This is a genomic window from Fodinibius sp. GM108 (genome assembly GCF_058386985.1).
On the sequence record NZ_JBYEIR010000006.1, the window covers coordinates 120,243 to 143,971 of the forward strand.

Here is a 23,729-nt window from a genome sequence, read left to right on the forward strand (position 1 = left end):
CGGAGTTGTTTAAAGCCTGAAGATGAATCATCAGGCTTAGAAGCAAAAAAAACAAAGCTCACTTCAAGTGAGCTTTTTTGATAAAATTCTTAGGCCACGGATTCATCCGTGGGTAAAAAGTTTTAGAAATCACACAGGTTAGCTTTTTATTATATTGGGTGTTAAAAAAAGAGCATCTGATAAATTATAGAACAATCAATGATACTAGCACTTGAAACAGCGACAAAAGTCTGCGCCGTGGCGTTTTGTGATGACCGTGGATCTGTTTTTGAAAAACGGATCGAAAAGCGCGGGTCACATTCCGAGCAGCTTTTTTTGTTCATTGAAGAGCTGCAAGACGAGCATAATTTTGCAGTTCCCGATTTAAATGCTGTGCTGGTAAGTGAGGGTCCGGGTTCATATACCGGATTACGGATCAGCGCCAGTGCTGTCAAAGGATTATTGTTTCAGACAAAAGTGCTACTATATGGGGTAAATACACTAGCTTCGTTTGCTATAAATGCAGTGGATGCAGATACTTCGTCAAAAACTATTCATAGTATTATTGATGCACGACGCGTTCATGTTTATCACCAAAAATTTAAGTATGATGGCGGACAACTATATTCTAATGACGAAGTAGAAGTTATCCCTATTAGAGCATTTGAAAAGATGGTTCGCAGCGGAGATGCTATAGTCGGAACAGGCATACAACGAATTGATAAAAATGTGTGCCAGAAAGCTAAAACTTTTGGGGCGGATAAAATTTCGGCAAGCTCATTGATCAAATTATATAACTCAGGAGCTGATCAGTTTTACCATCAAACGGACGCTGAATTATTTGATCCGAAATACTATACATCCAATCAGGTTTAATTATTTATTATTTCTGATTTATATGTTTGTTGACAGTTGATTTCTTTATTACACATTTTTTATTCCTGTAATTAAATAACTTGCAGAACCTAATTACATCCGAATAAAAATATTTTAGCTTCGAGCCAGAATCATTATTTTTGGGTTCCTTTTAAAAGAAATTTAATTCCTTATGGCTTGGTTTAAGAGAAAAGACAAAAACATTCAAACCAATCAGCGGAAAGAGATGCCCGAGGGCGTATGGGTGAAAGTTCCCAAGACTGGAGAAACGGTGCATCGGCGCGAGCTCGAAGACAATTTGTGGGTCGATCCGCTGAGTGGGTATCATTTTCGTATTGGCAGTAATGAGTATTTCTCTTTTCTGTTTGATGACGGAGAATTTGAGGAGATTGGTCAGGATATTGTTCCTACAGATCCGCTGGAATTTGAGGACCGTAAAAAATACTCCGATCGTTTAAAAGAATATCAGGAAAAAACAGGTCACAGTGATGCCGTACGTGTGGGAGTTGGCAAGATGAACGAGCTTGATGTGGTAATAACCTGTATGGATTTTGATTTTATCGGCGGAAGTATGGGATCGGTTGTAGGCGAACGTATCGGCCGGGCCATTGATCATGCACGCGAAAATGAATTCCCGCTGATTATTATTTCTCAATCTGGTGGAGCACGGATGATGGAAAGTGTGCTAAGCTTGATGCAGATGGCCAAGACATCAGCAAAACTGGCACAGCTTGAAGAGGCCGGTGTACCGTATATATCGCTGATGACCAACCCCACTACAGGAGGTGTAACGGCCAGTTTTGCCATGCTCGGCGACTTTAACATCGCTGAACCTGAAGCTCTTATCGGTTTTGCAGGTCCGCGTGTTATTCGTCAAACAATCGGACGTGATCTTCCGGAGGGTTTTCAGCGGTCGGAATATTTACTTGAGCATGGCTTCCTGGATTTTATCACGCCACGGCCACAGATCAAAGATAAACTTACAAAGCTCATAAAAATTCTACAGCATAAATTTGAGGAGTAAAAGTTACCCAGTTGGTCTGATAGGCCCGATAACGGCTCTTATCCTTTACCCACCGCGGTAGATATTTTAATACATTTCAACGGTAGTGAACATGCCAATGAGAAAAATTTTGTTCCTGATTTTATTTGTTGGCTGGATTACTCAACCTCTCTCGGCCCAGCAGGCTAAATCCATCTCTTTCGATCATATTTTTGATGAGAGTTTTACGCCGAATGGAATCCAGAATATAAATTGGATGAAAGATGGCCGTTATTATACTACGCTGGAACGAACTTCCCGAAATATAGAGCTGCGAAAATATGATGTTGTTACCGGTGAATATGATATAGTAGTTTCCTCAACCGATCTGGTCCTGAAAAATCGCCATAAGCCAATCCTGATTCAGGGATACCAGTTTTCTGCGGATGAGCAAAAAATTTTGCTGAAAAGTGATGTAGAGCCAATCTGGCGCCGCAGTACGCGGGAAAATTATTTCATCTACGATATCGAAACCGGAAAGCTAAAACGATTGACTGAATCGGATCAAAAGCAGCAATACGCCAAACTTTCTCCGACCGGTGATAAAGCAGCCTTTGTGCAGGAGAATGATATCTATTGGGTGGATTTGGAGACAGGAGAAGAAAAAGCAATAACTACGGATGGAGAATTCAATAAGATAATTAATGGAGCAGCCGATTGGGTTTATGAAGAGGAGTTTGGCATCGCCAAAGCCTGGTATTGGTCTCCGGACGGAGAAAAAATAGCCTTCTACCGCTTCGATGAGTCGAGGGTTAAAGAATTTGTGATGACCGAATGGGGGGATCTGTATCCGGGACTAACACGTTTTAAATATCCAAAAGCCGGTGAAGAGAATTCGATCGTTAAAATTGGGGTTTACGATCTGACAGAAGAAGAAACGACATGGATGGATATCGATTCTGAAAACGATCAATACATCCCACGTATTAACTGGACAAAAGATCCCAATACGCTGGCTATCCGCCGCATGAATCGCCTGCAGAATAAACAGGATTTGATGTTGGCCGATGTGAACACAGGAGATACAAAAATCATCAAAACGGAGACCAACAATGCCTGGGTTGACGTAAATGATAATTTGAGATTTTTGAATGACGGTGAACATTTTATCTACACCAGCGAAGAATCAGGGTATAATCATATCTATTTATATAAAATGAATGGCGAACTGGTCCGCCAGATAACAGAAGGTGACTGGGAGGTTACCAATTTTGTGGGATGTGATGAGGATTCCGGCAAGATTTACTATGTGAGTACCGAAGAATCTCCTCTTCAGCGCCATCTGTACAGTATCAATCTTGACGGTACGGGAAAGAAAAAGATCAGCGACGGTGAGGGATGGAACAAGATCAATATGAGTCGCGATTACAAATTTTATATCGAAACCTTTTCTAATCCGGATACCGTACCCCAGTTTACCCTGTATACAGACGATGGCGAAAAGGTACGTACGCTTGAAGATAACACTGTTCTCGAAGATACACTGTCGCAGTACCAGATGCCCGAAAAAGAGTATATTAAAGTTCCGTTGCGGCAGGCCACGCTCAACGCTTATATTTTGAAGCCTCACGATTTTGATCCGAAAAAGAAATATCCGGTTTTATTTTATGCTTATGGCGGACCCGGCAGCCAAACGGTGACTAAATCTTTTTCATCGGGCCAACGTGCGATGTGGCACCGCTACCTAACCAAACAAGGTTATATTGTAGTTAGTGTTGATAACAGGGGAACAGGAGGCCGTGGCCGGGATTTTGAAAAGCAGCTTTACCGTAAGCTGGGACAATACGAGGTACAGGATCAGATTGATGCCGCCCAATATTTGATAGAAAACTATGATTATATCGATGAGGAACGGTTGGGAATTTGGGGCTGGAGCTACGGCGGATTTCTATCAACACTCGTGCTGGCGAAAGGTAGCGATTTGTTTAATACTGCTATTGCTGTGGCACCTGTTACAAACTGGAAGTTTTATGACACCATTTATACCGAACGTTTTATGCAGACACCAAAAATGAACAGCATGGGATATAAAAAAGGGGCTCCTATGAACTATGCTGATCAGATTGAGGGAAATTATCTGCTGGTTCACGGAACCAGTGATGACAACGTTCATTTCCAAAATACTGTTCAGTTTGTAGATAAGCTTATTGAAGCTGGAGTACAGTTTGAAACGATGTTTTATCCCAACAGGACGCATGGAATATACGGCGGAAATACCCGTAAACATCTGTTTAAGAAGTTGAATAATTTTATTCTGGAAAATCTATAGATATGGGCCGAGTACATTTTGCTGATTATGCTAAAGTTTATGTGACCGGTGGATCCGGGGGACCCGGAGCTGTTCACTTTCGACGAGAGAAGTATGTACCCAAAGGTGGCCCTGATGGTGGTGACGGCGGCGATGGAGGCGATGTCGTTTTAAAAGGTAACGAACAGTTGAATACGCTTCTCGATCTCCGTTATCGAAAATATGTAAACGCCGAAGATGGACAGCGAGGAGAGTCTAGCAAGCGGAAGGGTAAAGATGGTAAAAATGAAATACTAGAAGCTCCACTGGGCTGTGTTATTTATGATGCCGACACGAAAGAGCGTCTTGGCGAACTTACTGAGCATGATCAGGAGATTGTTGTGGCCGAAGGCGGCAAAGGAGGTCTGGGAAACTGGCATTTTCGAAGCTCAACCAATCAAACGCCGCGTCATGCACAGGATGGGGAAGAAGGCGAAGAGCGGGCTATCGAAATTGAACTTAAACTGATTGCCGATGTAGGTTTAGTGGGATTTCCGAATGCGGGTAAAAGCACACTGCTTTCGGCGATGTCGGGTGCCAAACCAAAAATTGATTCCTATCCATTTACAACGCTTCAGCCCAACCTGGGGGTCATAACGATGGCCGATTACCGTACCTTTGTGATGGCCGATATACCCGGTATTATTGAGGAAGCTCACGACGGACGTGGCCTGGGATTGCAGTTTCTGCGACATATTGAGAGGAATAATTTGCTGCTTTTTATGGTGAGTTCGCAACAGGATGTGGAATACGAGTACAATGCGCTTTTAGATGAGTTAAAAGCCTATCGTTCAGACCTGCTTGATAAGCCGCGCATCCTTGCTATTACTAAAATGGATCTTCAGGAAAACTATGAATTGGATCAGGAAATTGATATTGATATACCGGTAGTTGAAATTTCCGCTGCAACGGGCTACCATATAGATGAACTTAAAGAACTCATCTGGAACCAATTGCAAGACATTGAATCATCAAGAGAAGACAAAGAATCCACCGGTTAGAGAATTTATTGCCTTACATCTTATCGATAATTTGGGTGCGCAACGTATTCGGATGTTACTACAGGGCGTTGACCATCCACAGCTGATCTTTCGCCTGGAACGTCACGAACTGGAGCAAATCCATGGTATTGGTCCTAAGACGGCCGATGATATAGTCACCTTCAACGAATGGGATGAGGTGGATCGGATTCTGGAGAAAACGGATCGCATCGGTGCACAGATTATGACCTACTGGGATGACGATTATCCCACTTTGCTGCGCGAAATTTATGATCCGCCTATCATGCTCTGGATTAAAGGAGATCGCAGCGTATTGGATACCCACAGCATATCTATTGTCGGCACGCGAAAAGCAGGTAAATATGGTCGCAAAATGGCGGATAAATTTGCCCGGACTTTGGTAGAGCAGGGGCTGACAATCGTCAGTGGATTGGCATTTGGGATCGACGGAGTTGCCCACAGGGCGACAGTTGATGCAGGAGGTAAAACAGTGGCTGTATTGGGATCGGGTATCGACTGGATTTATCCTGAAGATCATATTGGGCTGGCCGGAAAAATTGCTGAGACGGGCGGAGCTGTAATTTCGGAGTTTCCACTTGGTGCAAAACCCGATATGGGAAACTTTCCCGTCCGTAACCGTATTGTCAGTGGAATGAGTTATGGTACGCTGGTTGTGGAATCAGGAATTGACGGCGGTAGTATGATTACTGCAAAATCGGCTCTTGACCAAAACAGGGAGGTATTTGTTATTCCCCATGCTTTGGGGCATCCTAATTCGGTAGGTTGTAACACTCTGATTAAACGTGCTATGGGGAAGCTGGTTCAGAATGTTGAGGATATTATGGAAGAGATAAAAGTTCATTATGATCCCGAGCATGATCAGGCGAAGCCGGAAAAAGCATTTACAGAAAAAATTTGGAAAACAGTAGAGCTGGATGAATTTTCTTCTCAAATTTGTCAGGTGCTCGAATCACGTCCTCTGCATATTGACACTCTTGCCGAAGAGCTGGAAGTCGAATCTCACAAGTTGCTGCCCAAACTGCTTGAATTAGAGATGAAAGGATGTATAACACAGAAAGCAGGAAAGAATTTTGAGCTTTGTTAAGTAAAAATTCTCAGGGAGGTGTCATCCTGAATTTATTTCAGGATCTATAGGTGAAAATCGATTAAAGGCTTTTTAAGCAAAACTTAGCATCAGATCACCCTGAATCGATTTTAAGACAGGATTCAGCACGACATGGATGGTCTTTCGAATTTCCTCCTTAAAAAATGTAGCTCTTTTTTCGTAATTAATATCTCCAAAATTTTATTACACAAATTTAATGCCAAAAATCAGAATTGGGGATTTATATTAGTTGATAGAAAAGGTATCTTGGAGACAAGAAGTTTTAAGAACAAATAAAAGAGGCTGAAGTAATGCTCAAAACCGGCCAACAGATGAATCAGAAGCAGTCGCAACAACAGCGACTGTCACCGCAGCAGATACAGTATATTAAGCTTCTGCAGCTTCCTACTATAGCGTTAGAACAACGTGTTAAAGAAGAGCTGGAAGTTAACCCTGTGTTGGAAGAAGCAGAGAATGATTCACTGGATGAAATGGAAAGCCAGGAGTGGGAAACGGAGACTGAAAATAATGAAGAGCTTGATCCGGTAGATCAGAATGATGAGATCGATTGGGATGAGTATATGCATGACGATGACGAAAGCTATAGCGGTAGTGGAAGTTATAGTGGAGGCGGTGGCGGTGATGAGAGCTGGCGCGACTTGCCGAATCCGTATCATGAAACGCTGCTTGAAGAACTGGAGCACCAGGTAAGCCTGTTGAATCTAAGTGAGGAACAAAAATTAATTGCCAATCAGATTTTAGGTTCATTGGATCATGATGGATACTTTCGACGCGAGATCGAAGCGGTTGTCGACAATATTGCTTTTAATGAAGGTACACTTACTTCAAAAGAAGAGGTTGAGAAAGTAAGAAAGCAGATCCAACGATTAGATCCCATAGGTATAGCATCTCGTGATTTGCGTGATTGTCTGCTGGTTCAGCTTGAGATGATGGAGAATGATTCGGAAGCTCGTCAAATAGCCATTCAAATGCTGCGCGACCACTGGGATCTGTTTGAGAAGAAGCATTTTAAAAAGCTCAAGAAGAAGCTGGATATAGGTAGTGAAAAGTTAAAAGCAGCTTTTGAATGTATTAAAGGATTGGATCCGAAACCGGGCGGCGTGGGAAATGCCGTTGATGATACACAAAATTATATTGAACCGGATTTTGAGGTTTATTATCAGCCTTCTGAAAAGAAAAATGACGATGACGAAGACGCCGGTGATTTTGTAATAACACTAAATAACGGCAATGTTCCTCCACTGCGCATTTCTCCCCGCTACAAAGAGATGTGGGATGATCTCAAGAAGAAAAAAAAGAAGACCAAGCAGACAAAAGAGACGAAGAACTTTATTAAGAATAAAATAGAGTCGGCCCAATGGTTTATTGATTCAATTCGCCAGCGCCAGAATACGTTGATGAATACCATGAAAACGATCGTGGCGCTGCAGGAAGATTTCTTCAAGCATGGTGAAGGATTAAAGCCGATGATTCTGAAAGATATCGCCGAGCGCGTAAACCTTGATATTTCAACTATTTCTCGTGTGGTAAATGGTAAATATGTTCAGACACATTTTGGTGTATTTGAATTGAAATATTTTTTCAGTGAGGGAATCGAAACGGAGAACGGTGAAGAAGTGTCGAGCCGGGAAGTGAAGAATGCCGTTCGGGAGATTGTAAATAATGAGGATAAAGATAGCCCTCTGAGCGATCAGTCCATTGCTGAAAAGCTGAAAAAGCAGGGATACAAGGTGGCCCGCCGTACGGTTAGCAAATATCGTAAAATGCTTAATATTCCGGTAGCACGCCTTCGCAAGCAGATCACTTAAGATTTAGCGACAGAAAAATAACTTCCATCCATTCTTCAGTACTGACGATCCAAACCATTGCTCCCACCCACAATGTCAGATAAAGGAAACTTGTTTTTGCCTGATGCAGTATTTTGGATCGTGCAAACCGGGCTGTATCTATCGATGCAAAAAGAAAGCTTAATATAAATACAACCAAAGCTATAAGAGTAAAGGCAGTAACGGTATTAGGATCTGCACCTGCCGAGAAAAGAGTGATTACTATTGTGCCCAATATTATATTTACTTGCTGTGGCCAGGCGTATATTGTTGCGATTTGGGTGAATGAGCTGATTCTCTTGTGACTTAGATAAAGCCATAGAATGCTCAAAAAAGAAGTCAGTAAAATTAGTAGTAAGCTCCAGATAAATATGGAGAAAAGGCCGGAATCAAAAGTACTGAACCAAGAAAAGTGATAGGTAAGTGCTTCTTCGCCCAGGGGTGTTAAAAGGCCAAAAAGAGTCGCATAAATGCAAGCAGCCAATAAGAAGCTATTTTGCAGAATAATAAGCAGTGCCGGTAATGAAGATCGAATGTATCGCTGAAAAATATCTTCTATAAAAAATTTATGGGCGGTAAAATAACGGAACAAAGATTTGCGATACAGAGGACTGGAATTAAAATGCAGGGCAAGTGTTCCCCATACAGCAAGTAATAATAATATAGGCAGAACTGAAACTTGTGAAGTGGGTAACGATTCTTCCGGAAGGGGGAAAACCACCTCTGATTTTGAAGATATAGACTGTAGCGTTTTTGAGAATTGTGGATGGTTATCCAAAGTAGAGTTGAGCCATTGTTGTTTTAAAATGATGGGCTTGTCAGAGGCAGACCTGGTGAGATTCAGGAATTTTTTGAACGGCGTTAAATATTCCTGCAAATTTTGAGAGGGAGAAAAAAGATATCCGCCAACAGCCGAATGCCGGGGAATAGAAAGTGTATCTATATTTGCGGATGAAATGAACACATCCCAAAACATGTAATCAACAGATAGTGTATCAAGATCGGCAGTTTGTCGATGGGTAAAATATAAGTTAATCTGCCGTTGTTCTTTAATCTGTTCAGCAATAATCTGCAGGCCTTGACAAAAAGACGGATCATGAATAGCTCCATATTCAAAGAGATTTATAGCCCGAACAGATTGTTGAGACAGGTAAGCCGATGTCTTGCTTTCTATTGTCTCAATCAGGGCTGAATCCGGATCTGAAAAGAGGGAGGCAGTTGGAAATTGAATATCCAAACTGCCATATACCTCTAATCCCAAACTGTCTGTTTCTTCCCAGATATTCGGCGAAAGCGGTGATTTAACTTCAAGTATCGAAACACCAAGTTGGTTATATCGCTGAAGCTGTTCGATTGCCGTCTTCTGGCTTTCGGGTTCCTCCCATTGTACTCCCACGCTGCGCTGTGCGTAAGCCGAAAAATGGGACCCTGAAAGTATGATTAACACAAGTAATAGAAGGCGGGACCGAATTTTTGTCAATGTTTGTAGGTCTGATATTTATTTCGGGTCAATTGTCTTCTCAATCGGCAGTTCTGTTGTTTCTTTAAAACTGCTTAGTACAACATTAGATCGGCTTTTGCTTACGCCGTCCCATGATTGAATTCGAGAGAGAAGTTTTTCAAATGATGCAGTATTTTCAGTTCTTATCTTCAGGATATGAGAGCCATCACCGGTGATGGAATGACATTCCAGTATTTCTGGTTCCTCAACTGCTTTCTCTACAAACTTTGGGTAGTTATCAGAACTGTCTACTTCAACAAATACAAATGCCGTTATATCAAACTTGAACCGTTTTCCATCCAGAATGGCACGGTATTCTGTTATCAATTCTTTTTCTTCGAGTTTACGCATACGTTCTGAGACGGAAGGCACAGAAAGGTGCACGATTTCAGCCAGCTTATTCCGTTGAGAGCGGCCGTCTTTTTGCAAGTGTTTTAATATTTGAATATCAATCTCATCTAAACCTTGAGCCATAATTAGGGGAATTTTCCTTAATTTTCTATTTTTTTTGGAAAATAACCTAAATTACTTAGGAGATCAAACAGTTTTAAAGATAAATCGACCAAAATTTTAAAGAATAAGAGAATAGCTATTAATTAGTATATTACCCGTTCAGCGGTTAAATAACCTTCCAATCTCATCCCAAGCACCAGCTCGGGAATGTAGCAAATTATTCCGAAGCAGGAGCTTTGGAACGAGGAGCAAGTGGCTCTTGCTCACGAGAGGCTATAGTTTTATATACTATCTTGTCCCGATGCTCCGCGTCGGGACAAGAAGTATACGCTCTGTGTATGGCAGGATGCGGAGGCGCCCATATTCTTAGCCACAGAGCGTAAAGGAGAGTGAGTTATTAGCCGCCAATTACTAGCTTTGCTGGCAGTTGAATACTGACAGCTTACGGTTTCTCCATTATCTATATCCTTTCCTTACAAATCCCCAAGTTTTATTATCTTTAGCCCAAATGAATCTGAATCGTTAAAAATAATTTCAATGTTAGACGTCGCTTTTATTCGTGAAAATCCCGAAAAAGTAAAAGAAGCAATGAAGAATAAGGGAGTAGATGCTCCCGAAATTGTAGATGAAGTATTGAGTGTTGACGAACGGTGGCGTTCACTGGTGGAAGAAACCGATAATCTACGAAACGAAAGTAATACGAAGGCCAAAAAAATTGGGCAGTTGATGGGGCAGGGCAAAGAAGAAGAGGCCCAGGAAATCATCCAATACACCAGTAAGTTGAAAGAAGATATTCAGGAGAAAGAAGATGAGCTTAAAGGACTAAAACAAGCTCGTGAAGATCTGTTGTTGCAAATTCCCAATGTGCCTCATGAGTCGGTGCCGGTTGGACAGACGGAAGATGATAACGAGGTTTTTAAAACGTGGGGAACACCTGATGAGGAAGAATGGCGAAAACCTCACTGGGAGCTTGTCGAAGAGAAAGGATATATTGATTTTGAGCGGGGAGCCAAAGTAACCGGTGCTGGATTTCCTTTCTATGTGGGGCCGCTGGCGCGGTTGCAGCGTGCTCTGATCAATTATTTTATCAATAAAGCCACAGAGCAGGGATATACCGAACTGCAGGTACCTTATTTTGTGAATGAAGATTCTGCTCGCGGCACGGGACAGATCCCCGATAAAGAAGATATGATGTACGAGATACCGCGCGATGATTTTTTTACGATTCCCACCGCTGAAGTACCGGTAACAAATTTCCATCGTGAGGAGATCATAAAAAATGAAGATCTCCCCCTTTATTATGTTGCCTATACCCCATGTTGGCGCCGCGAAGCGGGATCGTACGGAAAAGATGTACGGGGGCTGAATCGCCTTCACCAGTTTGACAAAGTGGAGCTGGTAAAAATGGTACATCCCGATACGGCTTATGATGAGCTGGAAAGCTTACGCGAATATGCTGAATCTCTGCTTGAAGAGCTCAATATTCCCTACCGTACATTGTTGATGTGCACCGGAGATATGGGTTTTACACAGACAAAAAAATACGATCTGGAAGTTTGGAGTCCGGGCCAGAAGCGTTGGTTAGAGGTAAGTTCTTGCTCTAATTTTGGCAGTTTCCAGGCGCGGCGGATGATGTTGCGGCATCGCAGAGAAAATGGAGATACAGAAATATTGCATACATTAAATGGCTCTGGACTGGCGCTTCCGCGGGTGGTAGCGGCTATCCTGGAAATTTATCAGCAAAAGGATGGTAGCATCAAAGTGCCTGACGTTTTGCAGCCATATATGAATACGAATGTGATCAACTGATTTTAAAGACAAGCTATACTCAACAAATATGACAGAAGTTCAAAATATTTGGGGTGAATGGGAACTCGAGCTCGGAAAAATTGAATCGATTTCTATCGGGGACCTTCGACTGTGGATCTTATTAAAAGATGCCGACATTTGGATTGGCCATCAGTATGAGGATTCTAACAAGAAAAATATTTCTGATCCTCCGGATGATCTGGAGTGGAGTAGATGGGCTATAAAGAGTGAGATTCGCAAAATAAAACTGCAGCCTGTATTTCCGGATAAGCCTTTGGTTGTGAAATCAGAGTATCCGTTGAAGATCAGTCCCGGTACCAAGATCGATATTTTTGCTCGAATACCAATATGGGTCTGTATCCGGATTCCGGCCATTAATTATCAACTGTTAGAAATACCGACAGTTAAGCTTTCGCGCACCTGGTTTGGTGACTTTATCGAAGGAGAGCTTTGCTATCATGCTACTACGAAAGCCCGCAGAAGTTTATCACAGGTTGATCCCAAGCCGTACCTGGTAAACTGTCCCATTTCTGTTTCTAATAAATCAGAAGATGACCTTAATTTTGAGAACTTTTGCTATCGAGTGGAGCGGTTGAAAATGTTCGAGCAAGAGAACGAATTATGGGCCGACGAAACCGAGATCATCTATCACGGCGAAAGTTTAAACAGCGATGTAATCATGAGCGGGAAACTCCCTGATGGTATCAGTAGGGATAAGCTGATTACCGAACCGCGAAAAAAGATACAGAAAAGCTTGGCTACCCGTACTTTTAAGCGCTTTTTCTGAAATCCAAAAAATTTAGACAACACCTACTACTTATATTATGGAATATATCCAGCAAGTTTGGTTTGATATAACCGATTACGTCTCCCAAGATACGTTTCACCTGATGATTAAAGTACTTCTAATCATCGTTATCACTTTACCGCTGTTGTTTGTTCTCAGGGGATGGGCCCGCTCATTTTTTTCTAAAAAATATGCTCCCCATTATGGTATGCTGGCCGGTAAAATCGTGTTTTACACCGGCTTAGTGTTGATGATTATCAGCATAATGGGACAGCTGGGAATCAGCCTGGCTCCACTGCTTGCAGGAGCTGGTATTGTCGGTGTTGCACTTGGCTTTGCTTCACAAACCAGCGTATCAAATATAATAAGCGGGTTATTTTTGATTGCAGAACAGCCATTCAAGGTGGATGATATCATCAATGTGGGAGGCACCATCGGCATCGTGATGTCTATTGATGTGCTTTCTGTGAAACTTCGCACATTTGATAATATGTTTGTACGCATTCCCAACGAAACGATCATTAAAACTGAAGTCATTAATCTGACCCGGTTCCCAATCCGGCGATTCAATGCAAAAGTTTCCGTAGCCTATAAAGAAAATATAAATCAGGTCCGGGAGATTTTGCTGGATGTGGCCGAGAAGAATCAGTATTCGCTAAGCGAACCCGAGCCGCAAATTATTTTTGAGGCGTTTGGCACTTCTTCCATTGATCTGGATTTCAGGATATGGGCACCTGTCGATGAATGGATCCACCTCAAAAATTCAATACAAGAGGAGATCAAGAAACGATTTGACGAAGAAGGTATTGAAATTCCATTTCCACATGTCTCATTTTATACTGGATCAGAATCTAAGCCTTTGCAGGTTGAGATGGTTGATAAAGCATCGAAATTACAGCAGGATGGCAGTTAGTAGTATGTTGTATTATTCTTTCCATTGGTGATGGCTTTATATATGAAATAAATTCCTAATGCCGAAAGGATTATGATTACAAGGGCGCCCCAGAAGACATAGGCAAGATAGGGAATGAAAATTATGCAGAGGACACTGATGATAAACCGTACCGGATTGGAGTAAAAACTATAAGCATTTAATCCGGCTGCAAGCAGGCGGAGGATTCGATTTAGCATGGAAATTACATTTCTTGGGATTCATCAACAGCTTACGTTCGATCAGGATAATTGATTCAAAAATAACCGATGAATTCTCCTAACCATAACAGGGCAGCATGAGGCTATTCCATAAACCGATGGTGGAAATTAGCCCTGACTGAGAAAATACGTTATTACACAAAGTTTCACAGAGAAGCTCAAAGAACCACAGAGAAAAACCTCTTTGTGAACCTCTGTGAATGCTCTGTGAAACTCTGTGGTACAGGTTTGTAGATTATCCTTTCCATTCATCCTAGTTCCTATGGAAGAGGATTCGGTTTTATTATTTCAGGAAAGTCTACAGGATATGATTCCTCCGACACTCATTTGAGAAAACCCACCTCTGATTATTTGAGAATTAGCTGCTAAGAAGCTACGGCGAACATTTCCTGATCCTTAAAGTTGAGCAAGAGTTCAAGAATAGGTTTCATCTCTTTTTCTTTCATGATATCCGCTCGCAGTTGACGGCTATTACGAACTCCTTTCAGATATTGTCCGTAATGTTTTTTCATAATGATTACGCCATACCGTTCACCGTGATGGTCGACCGAACGGCGAAGCTGTTCAGCGCACAGCTCAAGACGTTCTTCAACAGAGGGTTCAGGCAACAATTCACCCGTTTCCAGGTAATGCCGAGATCGTTCAAATATCCAGGGATTACCGATAGCACCGCGGCCGATCATTACACCATCAACTCCCGTTTCCTCAAACATCCGTTTTACTTCCTGTGGAGACGTTACATCACCATTTCCAATGATCGGAATTTCGAGACCTGGAGTTTCTTTAACATGCTTTAGATACTCCCACCGGGCATCACCCTTGTATTTTTGACAACGTGTACGGGCGTGGATGGCAAGAGCTTTGATGCCTACCGACTGGAGTCGTAGAGCTACTTCTCGAATTTTGATTGTCCGGTCATCCCAGCCCAGGCGGGTTTTAGCTGTAACCGGAATGTTGTCAACTGCATCCACAACACTAGCCGCCATTTCTTCCATCATGTCAAGATCACGCAGGCATCCGGCTCCGGCACCCTTTTTAGCAATTTTATATACAGGACACCCGAAATTAATATCTATAACATCAGGATTCTGACTTTCGGCAAACTTAGCGGCATCTTCCATTGCTTCTTCTCGTGCACCAAAAATTTGTACACCGAACGGACGTTCATCTTCGGTGAAATCCATTTTATGAATGGCTTGATCATTATCTCGAACAATAGCCTCCGAGCTGATGAATTCTGTGTATACAATACTCGCTCCCCGCCGCCTGCAAATAGTACGGAACGGAGAATCCGTGACATCTTCCATTGGAGCAAGAAGAATGGGGTTGTCGCCCAGATCAAGACTACCTATTTTCATAACAAACTTTTGAATGTATCCTTATTTAGCCGATAAAGATATAGATTTTTTTAATGAAGATCGATGGAAGGTATTATTTAATGTTATATGGTTTTGCCTGTCACAGATGACTAGTCATTTCATTATGAATCACTTATATTATTGGTCTCTAAATAAATAACATTACTAAAAAATAACGGGAGCTAAGCCATGGCTTTAGCAACAAAGAGTATTGAAGAACTACTTGGGGATGAGGCTGAAGATTTACTAACACATAAGTGTGAGACCATACCCAAAGAAAAATTATATATTCCGAGTGAAAATTATGTTGATGATATTTTAGTTGATTCTGATCGCAGCCCGCGTGTATTGCGAAATATGGAGACATTGTTGGGACATGGTCGACTCGGAGGAACTGGATATGTATCGATACTACCTGTTGATCAAGGTGTTGAACATTCCGGTGGTGCTTCTTTTGCGCCCAATCCTGATTACTTTGACCCTGAAAAAATTGTAAGGCTTGCCATCGAAGGCGGATGCAACGGAGTTGCTTCTACTTTTGGTGTATTGGGATCGGTTGCCCAGAAATATGCTCACAAAATTCCGTTTATCGTTAAGATTAATCATAACGAGCTGATGACTTATCCCAATGAGTATAATCAAATTATGTTTGGCTCTGTTGAGCGCGCGTTTGATATGGGAGCTGTGGCTGTTGGTGCCACGATTTACTTTGGATCCAAAGAGTCCAGCCGGCAAATACAGGAAGTATCGAAAGCATTTGAGCGTGCTCATGAACTGGGTATGGTTACGATTTTATGGTGCTATACACGCAATTCTGCTTTTAAAGTTAATGGTACTGATTATCATTCCGCTGCTGATTTAACTGGCCAGGCAAATCATCTTGGAGCAACCATTCAGGCCGATATCATTAAACAGAAACAGCCTACCCTCAACGGCGGTTATAAAGCTTTGAATATGGGTGATTCGTCATACGGTAAGCTCGACGAAGATATCTATGATAAACTCAGTAGTGAACATCCAATCGATTTAACTCGCTATCAGGTAGCAAATAACTATATGGGACGTGCCGGGCTCATCAACTCAGGCGGTGCATCCGGTAAAAACGATTTTGCCCAGGCAGTTCGCACAGCTGTAATTAACAAGCGTGCCGGTGGCATGGGACTTATTACCGGGCGAAAGGCATTTCAGCGACCTATGGACGAGGGAGTCCGGATACTAAACTTGATTCAGGATGTGTACCTGGATGATGATATAACCGTGGCATAAATTTACAACTTTCTATTACGGGGCCTTATGGTGATTTCCATAAGGCCTTTTTTATAGTCTCGGTTTGTTTTATTTGTGGATCAGATGTTCCCGATTTTCTCCTGTGTTTTTGTATTATATTAAATCCGCACTTATAAATTTAGACTTAGCTGTAGTTGACCACCAAGGAAGAGCACATACAAGATGATCCGAAAAGGTATTTTTCAAAAAAATATCTTGTCATATCGATCAGTTTAAGTGTCGCCACAATGGCGTTTCTGATTTATCTAACCTATACGCCAGGGGTTTTGGAGCACCTAAAGCCAAAACGATTGCCGGGACTTATTCTCGCTGTTGTGGTTTCATTTCTTCGACTTGGATTTTCGGCTGCAAAAATCAGGTATCTATCTGAAAAAGCGTTGGACTGGATGGCTTCTTTCCGGGTGATGCTCAGCTGGGATTTTACTTCTTCTATTACACCATCTGTGGTTGGCGGGGCGCCCATGGCTACCTATGCAATGACAAAAGAGGGTTTCAACTTCGGCCAGTCCACTGCTATTATCCTTTACAGCCTGTTACTCGACCAGCTTTGGTTTGCCCTCGCGGTTCCGCTTTTAGTAGTATCGGGACTTTTTTTCGAGGTAGTTCCCAATAACACGGGTATGGTGGGGCACGCTTCGATGGCATTACTATATATAGGCTTGTTAAGTTATGCTGGATTGATGGCTTACGGAGTGCTCAAAAATCCAAATGCCATAAAGAGAGTTGTCAATTTTGTATTTCGACTGCCTTTTTTGAAACGGTGGAGAGCCAAGGTCAGGGAAGAGGCCGATAATCTTGTAGAATATTCGCATGAACTTAGAAAAAAGCCCAAGAGCTTTTTGTTCAAAGCTTTTTTTCTATCCACGATGTCTTGGCTTTGTCGTGTAGCATTACCTACTATAGTAGTCTTAAGTCTACTGCCGGCGGATGTAATTCTATCGATATTGCGAAGTTTGGCAATGAATCTCGCATTTTTAATTATGCCTACGCCGGGCGGAAGTGGTGGAGTAGAGGGCTTGTTTGCTATTTTCCAGGGACCGCTCATTGACCGTAAAGCATTTATCGGACTGGCCGTATTTGCATGGCGGATAATCAGTTACTATATCACTGTGGGACTGGGTATGATGGCTACTACCTGGTATGTAAATCGATCCGTAGTTGATACTTTTGATGATTCATCGGAAGAGCCAGTTGAAAGTGATCTCTCATCTAAGTCAGTATAATGCCTAAAGATCGAATGAAATATGTGTGCGGAGAGTGCGGACATTCTTCGACTAAATGGCTGGGAAACTGTCCCAATTGCGGTAGCTGGCATACCTTTAAAGAGTTTAAGGTTGAGCGCAAGACGAAATCAGAAAAGGAGCACAAGGGGAAAGTTGAGGGATTAAAAGAATCCGAAGATCCGCAAAAGCTGGATGAGATTGAAGCAGAAGCTGAGGAGCGGTTTTTCAGTAATATTCAAGAGCTTGATCGTGTGCTTGGCGGTGGATTTATGCCTGGTTCCTTTGTCCTAATTGGCGGTGAGCCCGGTATCGGTAAAAGCACGCTTACACTTCAAATTGGGGAAGCACGTCCTGATCTGGATATTTTGTACTGTGCAGGAGAAGAATCGGCAGCCCAAATAAAGCAGCGGGCTAAGCGTCTTGGTGTTAGTTCGAACAATTTCTACATATTTACCGAGACGGATATCAATAAAGTTTTAAAACAAGCACAAAAGTTGAATCCTGACTTACTGATTGTTGATTCAATACAAACCGTTTATCGCACTGAGCTTACAAGCATGGCCGGTAGTATTCAACAGGTGAAAGAGTGTGCAGCACTTTTACAGCAGCTGGCTAAAAAACAGGATATAACAACGCTTGTGATCGGTCATGTTACGAAAGAGGGAGATATTGCAGGTCCGCGTGTGCTCGAACATATGGTAGATACGGTCCTGCAGTTTGAGGGGGATAGCAATTACAACTACCGGATGCTTCGCAGTATCAAAAATCGCTTTGGTCCGGCCCAGGAAGTTGGTGTGTTCGAGATGAAAGAATCAGGACTGATTGATGTGCTGAATCCGTCACAGCTGTTTCTCTCAGAATATAATGAGAAGATTAGTGGGAATGCGGTAATTTGTTCCGTAGAAGGATCACGACCGCTATTGGTTGAGGTGCAGGCGCTCGTAACACCAAGTAACTACGGAACTCCGCAGCGGACGGCTAACGGCTTTGACTATCGGCGCCTGTCTCTGTTGTTGGCTGTTTTAGAGAAGAGGGGCGGCTATCAATTTTCGGGGCAGGATGTATATCTGAATATAGCGGGTGGATTAAAAATAAACGATCCCGCTGCTGACTTGGGGGTTACCTCGGCACTAGTATCCAGCTTGATTGATAAGCCAATCTCTAATAAAATGGCATTTCTCGGTGAAGTGGGGCTGGGAGGCGAAGTGCGCACTGTAAACAAAATTGAGCAGCGGCTCGGCGAAATCCGTAAACTCGGCTTTGAGCATGCTATAATCCCGAAAGCCAATAAAGTAACATCAAGTGATGAATTAACTGTCACAGATGTAACAAATATATCAGCTTCGATAAAAAAAGCCCTTCAGGATTAACTGAAGAGCTTATATACAAGAATAAAAAAACTCTTAATACCGGTTGCGATCACGTCGGCGTTGTTCACGAATACTTTTCTTCAGAGCCTCTCGTCGTTCTTTCGAGGGCTTTGTATACTGCTGATTTTCTTTATACTCATTCAGAATGCGTGAACGAGTTACCAATTTCTTGAACCGGTTGATCGCCCGGTCAATGCTTTCGTTATCTTTTACTTCTACTCCAACCATATATTAAATTACCTTTTTATTTCAATTCTCGGACGCCAAATATAAACATCTTTTTGGAAATGTGCATAATTATAACACAGAAAATATCAAGATCATTTCAGTAACACAGGTTTTCTCTGTCATATGATTAAATCATCCCGAGTGGTCTTTCGAGGGAGCTCAAACGATTAAAGAGCTGCGGGCAAAGCCTGAAGGGAACGACAGTTATTACATTTGAGATTCTTCTTTATGTGCCTTACTCGCTCATTAGAATGACAAAAAGGTGGCAGGAACCAGGCTTTATCCATGACCTTTAATTTGCTAAGAACTCTTTGTTTAGAATAAACTTATCTGGGATTTCATCTTGGTGGACGCCCAGTCCAAACAAGGCATAATCATATTTTGCAGGGTCTTCAAGGTCCAGTAGCTGTAACGATTCCGTTAACTCCTGGACTGCCCACCAATCATTATAAGTGCGGGTAAGTAATCCGAGTACTCTGGCCTGACGAGCAACGTGAACATCCAGTGGAACCATCAGTTCAGATGCTGGCATAAAGTTCATCAATCCCAAATCAACCGGACTGTCTTCGCGGATGGCCCACCGAAGATATAAATAAAGCCGCTTGCAAGAACTTTTTTTGGCAGCATTGGAGACATGCTTTCGGGTGCGCTGTGGAGCCTCCGGGTGCTGGGCGAAGAACTGTTCATGGAATACAGCCATTAGAGGTCGATTATTAGCATTGGCCTGCTTATAGCAAACCTCCCAAAAATCTTCAAAAGAGCCGTATTTTAATAAAATCGACTGTAATATCTTGGTCAGCCACTTCATATCCACCGGTTTAAACGTACGGTGTTTGAACCCCTCAAACCGGCGGGCATCGCGATCGGAAAAATTGGCAATAAAATCAGCGGGACGATTATCCATTCGATCCAGAAAGTCACGCACTTTTCGGATCACAACATCACGTCGTCCCCACGCCATAGTAGCAGCAAAAAAACCAGCTAACAGTTGATCTTCTTTTTCCTGGAAGGCATGCATAAAGAGCACCGGATCAGAGTTGATATAACCAGGTTCTTCAATTTTCTCCACCCAGCGGTCGAGAAAAGGTTTAAGTTCTCTGACCTGTTCAGGAGATCGTTTTTTAAGTTCTGCAGTAGGCATTACGTATGGCTTCTTAGATTAGGTGAAAATCTGAATTTAAGATAAATCAAGATACTATCCGGATCATATAAGATATTTGTCAAGGCTATAATGTATTTGATTTCAATCAAAATAAAGCCAAACCATTTTTTCGGGAATTAGTGCTTCATTAAGGTTGTAAATCATCACGAGCGCGGGAATTAATTCCCGCGCTAATTATTTACCTCTGATTGTTTCTCTTAGTTGTGAGAGGGTTGTTCCCTCGAACAAAGGAAGCCTGAATATCCATCGGCTCGCAAACCCAGCGAACAGATGGAGAAAGTAAGGCGCTTTTGCAGATTCTTCCGCGCGCTCGGAATGACGTAAAAGCGAAAAAACCTAAACTCTATAGTCAATCGGTTGTCAGAAATCTGCTAAAGCAGCTTACCATGAAAAAACTACCAACGACGTCATTTCGACCGAAGTTCCCGTAGGGAACGAAGCGGAGACATCTATCCTGGCAGTTTTCCTATAAGGATACAGAGTGTCTACAAAAACAAATAAGAGATGGCGGATCAATCAGACTATATTTCCAACTCCTGCTGACCTTTATTTAAATTCATCAGTTTTTCTGTCAGCCTCCGATTGGCTTTTGGGAAAGGGAAATCCTCCAGCTCTTCGATCGAAATCCAGCGCACCTCTTGGCTGCATTTGGGTTCCGGAGTGCCATTCTCCAAAGTGCATAAATAAGCGTGCAAGGTAATTTTAAAGTGCGAATATGCATGATCAAGTTTCATAAACGGTTCAGTGATAGAAACCTCAATTCCCAGCTCTTCATTTAGCTCCCGGATAACAGTTTCTTCTATCTTCTCATCCTCTTTTTGCTTACCGCCGGGAAATTCCCAAAGTCCGCCAAGCATAGCATCTTCAGGACGAAGAGCAATAAGCACATCCTCATCATCATTCATAACGATGCCTACACCAATCTGGTGGTGCGGACGTTTTTTTGCGGGGGATTTGTATGGAATTTCATCTGTTTTTAGCGTTTTATAAGCCACACAATTTGCTTGCAAAGGACATTCTGAGCAGTCAGGATTTGAGGGTGTACAGACTGTAGCTCCCAGTTCCATCACAGCCTGGTTAAAATCACCAGGGCGTTTCTTCGGAATCAGATCATCGGCTGCTTCTTGAATAGTATTTTTAGTTTTCGTACTTCGGGCGTCATCCTCAATACCCAGATAGCGGCTAAGCACACGTATTACATTGCCGTCAACAACAGCATGTTGCTTATCGTACGCAATACTCAGGATAGCAGAAGCAGTGTATGGACCGACACCTTTTAGTTCAGTGATTTCATCCCAGCTGTCGGGTACATTCCCGTCAAATTCTTCGACGACCAGCTGCGCGGCATCGTGCAGATGTCTCGCTCGACTATAATAGCCGAGGCCTTCCCACACTTTTAGCACATCCTGCTGTTCAGCATCGGCTAAATCATGAACCGTAGGAAAATGTTCCACAAAGCGTTTAAAGTAGGGAGTGGCCTGATCAACCCGTGTTTGCTGTAACATAATTTCGGAGAGCCAGATTTTATATGGATCTCCACAATCGCGCCACGGTAATTCTCGTTTATTTTGATCATACCAGGCAAGTAATTTTTCCTGAAAAACCGAGCTTTCCAAAACGTAATTAATGTGAAGGTTAAAAGTAGCTAGAGGCTGCCAGATAAGATCTCGAATAGGGCAGAGGATGACAAGTGTGTTTCAGTACGAAATTAATTTCCGGAATCTTCTACTCGCTTATTCTCAACAACATTGATGGTTACATCAACAGAATTGGCAGCTCCATATTGATCTGTAGCAATAACACGGAATTTATTTTCGCCAATTTGGCGGACCGAGGGAGTCCATGTGAATCTTCCTGTCGCTTCATTGATGGTAGCCCCTTCGGGTAAGTTTACCCCCATTATGCGTACCATATTACTGTCCGTTGCATCGGGATCAGTAGCCTTGAAAGGGAGTGTAAACTCTTCACCAACTGGTATGCTTATCGGACGAATGGGCGCAAAGCGGGGCGGAGCATTAAAAGACTTAATCTCAATGTTAAAGCTTGTACTGTCGATCTGTCCGCTGTTTGTAGAGGCTATAATTTTTACCCGGTGATTGCCAACATCACTTGATGTGGGACGCCAATAGAAACTCTGCCCGCGTATTTCAGCATCATCAATATCAGATTGATAGGTAAACTGCACTGCATTTGCAGGCATATTGTCACCTATCTCGATAGGGAGAAGCAGGGGTTGTGAATGAGGGATGGTTTGATTGGGAATTTCTTTCAACGACAGATTAGTTGTTGATCCTCGCTGTTGATCTTTCTGTGTGGTGCCGGATGCAGCTTGAGGAGTTCTTGTTACAACTTTGCTCACTTTATTATATTCGCTGAGCCAGAGGTTACCCTTTGTGACCGTAAAATAATTTCCAGCATCACTATTTTCTTTCCAGAGTTCCGGGCTTCTATTTTGATAGGATGTCCAAATCCGATTGGAGTTACCCTTAATGATCAACCAGTCATCCCATGATTCAATTTTCTTAACGGGTTCGCCGATCCTACCCAGTGAAGACAAGTTGCCACTGCTGTCGATTTCATAGATGTTTCCATCCCCATCCGAACCAAAAAGAGTGCGGTCGATCAGGTAAATACTGTCAATATTTTCTGACAGGTCAAACTCTCTGGAGAGTGAGAGTTCTTCATCACTGTATTTAAATTGAAAGAGCATTTCATCCCGCGCCAGGGCAAAAAGTTGATCCCCCGAAGCTTCAAGATCAACAATGTATTCTTCACTAAGACGCGACCGTTCAATAAAGTCCATGGTTGAATCCACAGAGGCGGGGGTGCGCAGCGAAATTTTACCGAGTCCTTTATCACCAAGAGCTACATATAAATTCTGATCAATTCGTTTGGCATCTCGTGGGTTGGACGGCAACAGCGTCGATGAATAAACGCCCAGCACCGACGTAGGTTCAAGCACTGTAAGACGTCGGCCGTTTCCATACAGGTATGCAAAACGGATGTCGGAGGTCATTGTATTTCCTCTCTGCTCCATGCCGGTAGAAGAGTACAGCCACTGCAGCGTATCGGGATGTGTTCGAAATACAGTCATTCCCTCCGACTCTGATAGCGCATATAAATGTGCAGGAGAACTATCCATCGCAATTAATGATGGGATTTCCATCACATAGGAATAATCTTTTTCAAGCGCAGGTTGCGCTGTTGTACTTGTCGAAATGCTTATGAACAGAGCAGTAAAAAGGACGATCCAATTTTTCAT

Annotated in this window: 20 protein-coding genes; 12 read left to right on the forward strand and 8 right to left on the reverse strand. The window is 42.6% G+C overall.

What is annotated here, in order from left to right; all coding sequences use genetic code 11:
* Nucleotides 1-198: 198 nt before the first annotated feature.
* The 6 genes from tsaB (at nucleotide 199) to rpoN (ending at nucleotide 8,119) form a co-directional block, all read left to right on the forward strand.
* Complete coding sequence (gene tsaB, locus ACT3ID_RS12410) at nucleotides 199-855, forward strand: tRNA (adenosine(37)-N6)-threonylcarbamoyltransferase complex dimerization subunit type 1 TsaB (protein WP_491542363.1); 657 nt, start codon at nucleotides 199-201, stop codon at nucleotides 853-855.
* A 172-nt stretch (nucleotides 856-1,027) separates the two neighbouring features.
* A complete protein-coding gene (gene accD, locus ACT3ID_RS12415; RefSeq protein ID WP_491542364.1) occupies nucleotides 1,028-1,879 on the forward strand; it encodes an acetyl-CoA carboxylase, carboxyltransferase subunit beta in 852 nt (283 codons plus the stop codon).
* A gap of 97 nt (nucleotides 1,880-1,976) precedes the next feature.
* On the forward strand, nucleotides 1,977-4,166 hold the full coding sequence (locus ACT3ID_RS12420; protein ID WP_491542365.1) for a S9 family peptidase: 2,190 nt from the start codon (nucleotides 1,977-1,979) through the stop codon (nucleotides 4,164-4,166).
* Between the two features lie 2 nt (nucleotides 4,167-4,168).
* Nucleotides 4,169-5,185, forward strand: a complete 1,017-nt coding sequence (gene obgE, locus ACT3ID_RS12425; protein WP_491542366.1) for a GTPase ObgE — start codon at nucleotides 4,169-4,171, stop codon at nucleotides 5,183-5,185.
* Complete coding sequence (gene dprA / locus ACT3ID_RS12430) at nucleotides 5,148-6,290, forward strand: DNA-processing protein DprA (protein WP_491542367.1); 1,143 nt, start codon at nucleotides 5,148-5,150, stop codon at nucleotides 6,288-6,290. Before obgE ends, dprA begins: the two co-directional genes overlap by 38 nt.
* 332 nt (nucleotides 6,291-6,622) lie before the next feature.
* On the forward strand, nucleotides 6,623-8,119 hold the full coding sequence (rpoN, locus tag ACT3ID_RS12435; protein ID WP_491542368.1) for an RNA polymerase factor sigma-54: 1,497 nt from the start codon (nucleotides 6,623-6,625) through the stop codon (nucleotides 8,117-8,119).
* Here rpoN and ACT3ID_RS12440 read toward each other — a convergent pair.
* Together ACT3ID_RS12440 and ACT3ID_RS12445 are read right to left on the reverse strand one after the other, a co-directional pair.
* Nucleotides 8,112-9,533 (reverse strand): hypothetical protein, encoded by a 1,422-nt coding sequence (locus ACT3ID_RS12440; protein WP_491542369.1) that lies wholly within the window; start codon nucleotides 9,531-9,533, stop codon nucleotides 8,112-8,114. The two genes, rpoN and ACT3ID_RS12440, sit on opposite strands and share 8 nt — an antisense overlap.
* 102 nt (nucleotides 9,534-9,635) lie before the next feature.
* Complete coding sequence (locus tag ACT3ID_RS12445; RefSeq protein ID WP_491542370.1) at nucleotides 9,636-10,112, reverse strand: Lrp/AsnC family transcriptional regulator; 477 nt, start codon at nucleotides 10,110-10,112, stop codon at nucleotides 9,636-9,638.
* A 516-nt stretch (nucleotides 10,113-10,628) separates the two neighbouring features.
* Between ACT3ID_RS12445 and serS the strand changes: the two genes are divergently transcribed.
* The 3 genes from serS to ACT3ID_RS12460 are packed head-to-tail and all read left to right on the forward strand — an operon-like array spanning nucleotide 10,629 to nucleotide 13,600.
* A complete protein-coding gene (gene serS / locus ACT3ID_RS12450) occupies nucleotides 10,629-11,900 on the forward strand; it encodes a serine--tRNA ligase (protein WP_491542371.1) in 1,272 nt (423 codons plus the stop codon).
* 28 nt (nucleotides 11,901-11,928) lie between these two features.
* A complete protein-coding gene (locus tag ACT3ID_RS12455) occupies nucleotides 11,929-12,687 on the forward strand; it encodes a DUF432 domain-containing protein (protein ID WP_491542372.1) in 759 nt (252 codons plus the stop codon).
* Between the two features lie 37 nt (nucleotides 12,688-12,724).
* Nucleotides 12,725-13,600: a mechanosensitive ion channel family protein gene (locus ACT3ID_RS12460; protein ID WP_491542373.1), complete on the forward strand. Its 876-nt coding sequence runs from the start codon at nucleotides 12,725-12,727 to the stop codon at nucleotides 13,598-13,600.
* Here the strand turns inward: ACT3ID_RS12460 and ACT3ID_RS12465 are convergent.
* Together ACT3ID_RS12465 and dusB are read right to left on the reverse strand one after the other, a co-directional pair.
* Nucleotides 13,597-13,818, reverse strand: a complete 222-nt coding sequence (locus tag ACT3ID_RS12465) for a hypothetical protein (RefSeq protein ID WP_491542374.1) — start codon at nucleotides 13,816-13,818, stop codon at nucleotides 13,597-13,599. The two genes, ACT3ID_RS12460 and ACT3ID_RS12465, sit on opposite strands and share 4 nt — an antisense overlap.
* A gap of 386 nt (nucleotides 13,819-14,204) precedes the next feature.
* On the reverse strand, nucleotides 14,205-15,197 hold the full coding sequence (gene dusB / locus ACT3ID_RS12470; RefSeq protein ID WP_491542375.1) for a tRNA dihydrouridine synthase DusB: 993 nt from the start codon (nucleotides 15,195-15,197) through the stop codon (nucleotides 14,205-14,207).
* 189 nt (nucleotides 15,198-15,386) lie between these two features.
* Between dusB and ACT3ID_RS12475 the strand changes: the two genes are divergently transcribed.
* The 3 genes from ACT3ID_RS12475 to radA all read left to right on the forward strand — a co-directional run bounded on the left by ACT3ID_RS12475 (nucleotide 15,387) and on the right by radA (nucleotide 19,077).
* A complete protein-coding gene (locus ACT3ID_RS12475) occupies nucleotides 15,387-16,463 on the forward strand; it encodes a class I fructose-bisphosphate aldolase (RefSeq protein ID WP_491542376.1) in 1,077 nt (358 codons plus the stop codon).
* Between the two features lie 155 nt (nucleotides 16,464-16,618).
* On the forward strand, nucleotides 16,619-17,707 hold the full coding sequence (locus ACT3ID_RS12480) for a lysylphosphatidylglycerol synthase transmembrane domain-containing protein (protein ID WP_491542377.1): 1,089 nt from the start codon (nucleotides 16,619-16,621) through the stop codon (nucleotides 17,705-17,707).
* On the forward strand, nucleotides 17,707-19,077 hold the full coding sequence (radA, locus tag ACT3ID_RS12485) for a DNA repair protein RadA (RefSeq protein ID WP_491542378.1): 1,371 nt from the start codon (nucleotides 17,707-17,709) through the stop codon (nucleotides 19,075-19,077). Before ACT3ID_RS12480 ends, radA begins: the two co-directional genes overlap by 1 nt.
* 33 nt (nucleotides 19,078-19,110) lie before the next feature.
* On the opposite strand, the gene rpsU is transcribed toward radA, so the two are convergent.
* The 4 genes from rpsU to ACT3ID_RS12505 all read right to left on the reverse strand — a co-directional run bounded on the left by rpsU (nucleotide 19,111) and on the right by ACT3ID_RS12505 (nucleotide 23,729).
* On the reverse strand, nucleotides 19,111-19,305 hold the full coding sequence (rpsU, locus tag ACT3ID_RS12490) for a 30S ribosomal protein S21 (RefSeq protein WP_491542379.1): 195 nt from the start codon (nucleotides 19,303-19,305) through the stop codon (nucleotides 19,111-19,113).
* 292 nt (nucleotides 19,306-19,597) lie between these two features.
* A complete protein-coding gene (locus tag ACT3ID_RS12495; RefSeq protein ID WP_491542380.1) occupies nucleotides 19,598-20,446 on the reverse strand; it encodes a TIGR02757 family protein in 849 nt (282 codons plus the stop codon).
* A gap of 542 nt (nucleotides 20,447-20,988) precedes the next feature.
* Nucleotides 20,989-22,083, reverse strand: coding sequence for an A/G-specific adenine glycosylase (gene mutY, locus ACT3ID_RS12500; protein WP_491542381.1), 1,095 nt, complete (start codon nucleotides 22,081-22,083; stop codon nucleotides 20,989-20,991).
* A gap of 92 nt (nucleotides 22,084-22,175) precedes the next feature.
* Nucleotides 22,176-23,729 (reverse strand): putative Ig domain-containing protein, encoded by a 1,554-nt coding sequence (locus tag ACT3ID_RS12505; protein ID WP_491542382.1) that lies wholly within the window; start codon nucleotides 23,727-23,729, stop codon nucleotides 22,176-22,178.

Excerpts from the sequence above, each read along its gene's own strand:
- tsaB (WP_491542363.1), top strand. The coding sequence starts at position 199 with ATGATACTAGCACTTGAAACAGCGACAAAAGTCTGCGCCGTGGCGTTT.
- accD (WP_491542364.1), top strand. The coding sequence starts at position 1,028 with ATGGCTTGGTTTAAGAGAAAAGACAAAAACATTCAAACCAATCAGCGG.
- ACT3ID_RS12420 (WP_491542365.1), top strand. The coding sequence starts at position 1,977 with ATGAGAAAAATTTTGTTCCTGATTTTATTTGTTGGCTGGATTACTCAA.
- obgE (WP_491542366.1), top strand. The coding sequence starts at position 4,169 with ATGGGCCGAGTACATTTTGCTGATTATGCTAAAGTTTATGTGACCGGT.
- rpoN (WP_491542368.1), top strand. The coding sequence starts at position 6,623 with ATGAATCAGAAGCAGTCGCAACAACAGCGACTGTCACCGCAGCAGATA.
- ACT3ID_RS12445 (WP_491542370.1), bottom strand. The coding sequence starts at position 10,112 with ATGGCTCAAGGTTTAGATGAGATTGATATTCAAATATTAAAACACTTG.
- serS (WP_491542371.1), top strand. The coding sequence starts at position 10,629 with ATGTTAGACGTCGCTTTTATTCGTGAAAATCCCGAAAAAGTAAAAGAA.
- ACT3ID_RS12455 (WP_491542372.1), top strand. The coding sequence starts at position 11,929 with ATGACAGAAGTTCAAAATATTTGGGGTGAATGGGAACTCGAGCTCGGA.
- ACT3ID_RS12460 (WP_491542373.1), top strand. The coding sequence starts at position 12,725 with ATGGAATATATCCAGCAAGTTTGGTTTGATATAACCGATTACGTCTCC.
- ACT3ID_RS12465 (WP_491542374.1), bottom strand. The coding sequence starts at position 13,818 with ATGCTAAATCGAATCCTCCGCCTGCTTGCAGCCGGATTAAATGCTTAT.
- dusB (WP_491542375.1), bottom strand. The coding sequence starts at position 15,197 with ATGAAAATAGGTAGTCTTGATCTGGGCGACAACCCCATTCTTCTTGCT.
- ACT3ID_RS12475 (WP_491542376.1), top strand. The coding sequence starts at position 15,387 with ATGGCTTTAGCAACAAAGAGTATTGAAGAACTACTTGGGGATGAGGCT.
- radA (WP_491542378.1), top strand. The coding sequence starts at position 17,707 with ATGCCTAAAGATCGAATGAAATATGTGTGCGGAGAGTGCGGACATTCT.
- rpsU (WP_491542379.1), bottom strand. The coding sequence starts at position 19,305 with ATGGTTGGAGTAGAAGTAAAAGATAACGAAAGCATTGACCGGGCGATC.
- ACT3ID_RS12495 (WP_491542380.1), bottom strand. The coding sequence starts at position 20,446 with ATGCCTACTGCAGAACTTAAAAAACGATCTCCTGAACAGGTCAGAGAA.
- ACT3ID_RS12505 (WP_491542382.1), bottom strand. The coding sequence starts at position 23,729 with ATGAAAAATTGGATCGTCCTTTTTACTGCTCTGTTCATAAGCATTTCG.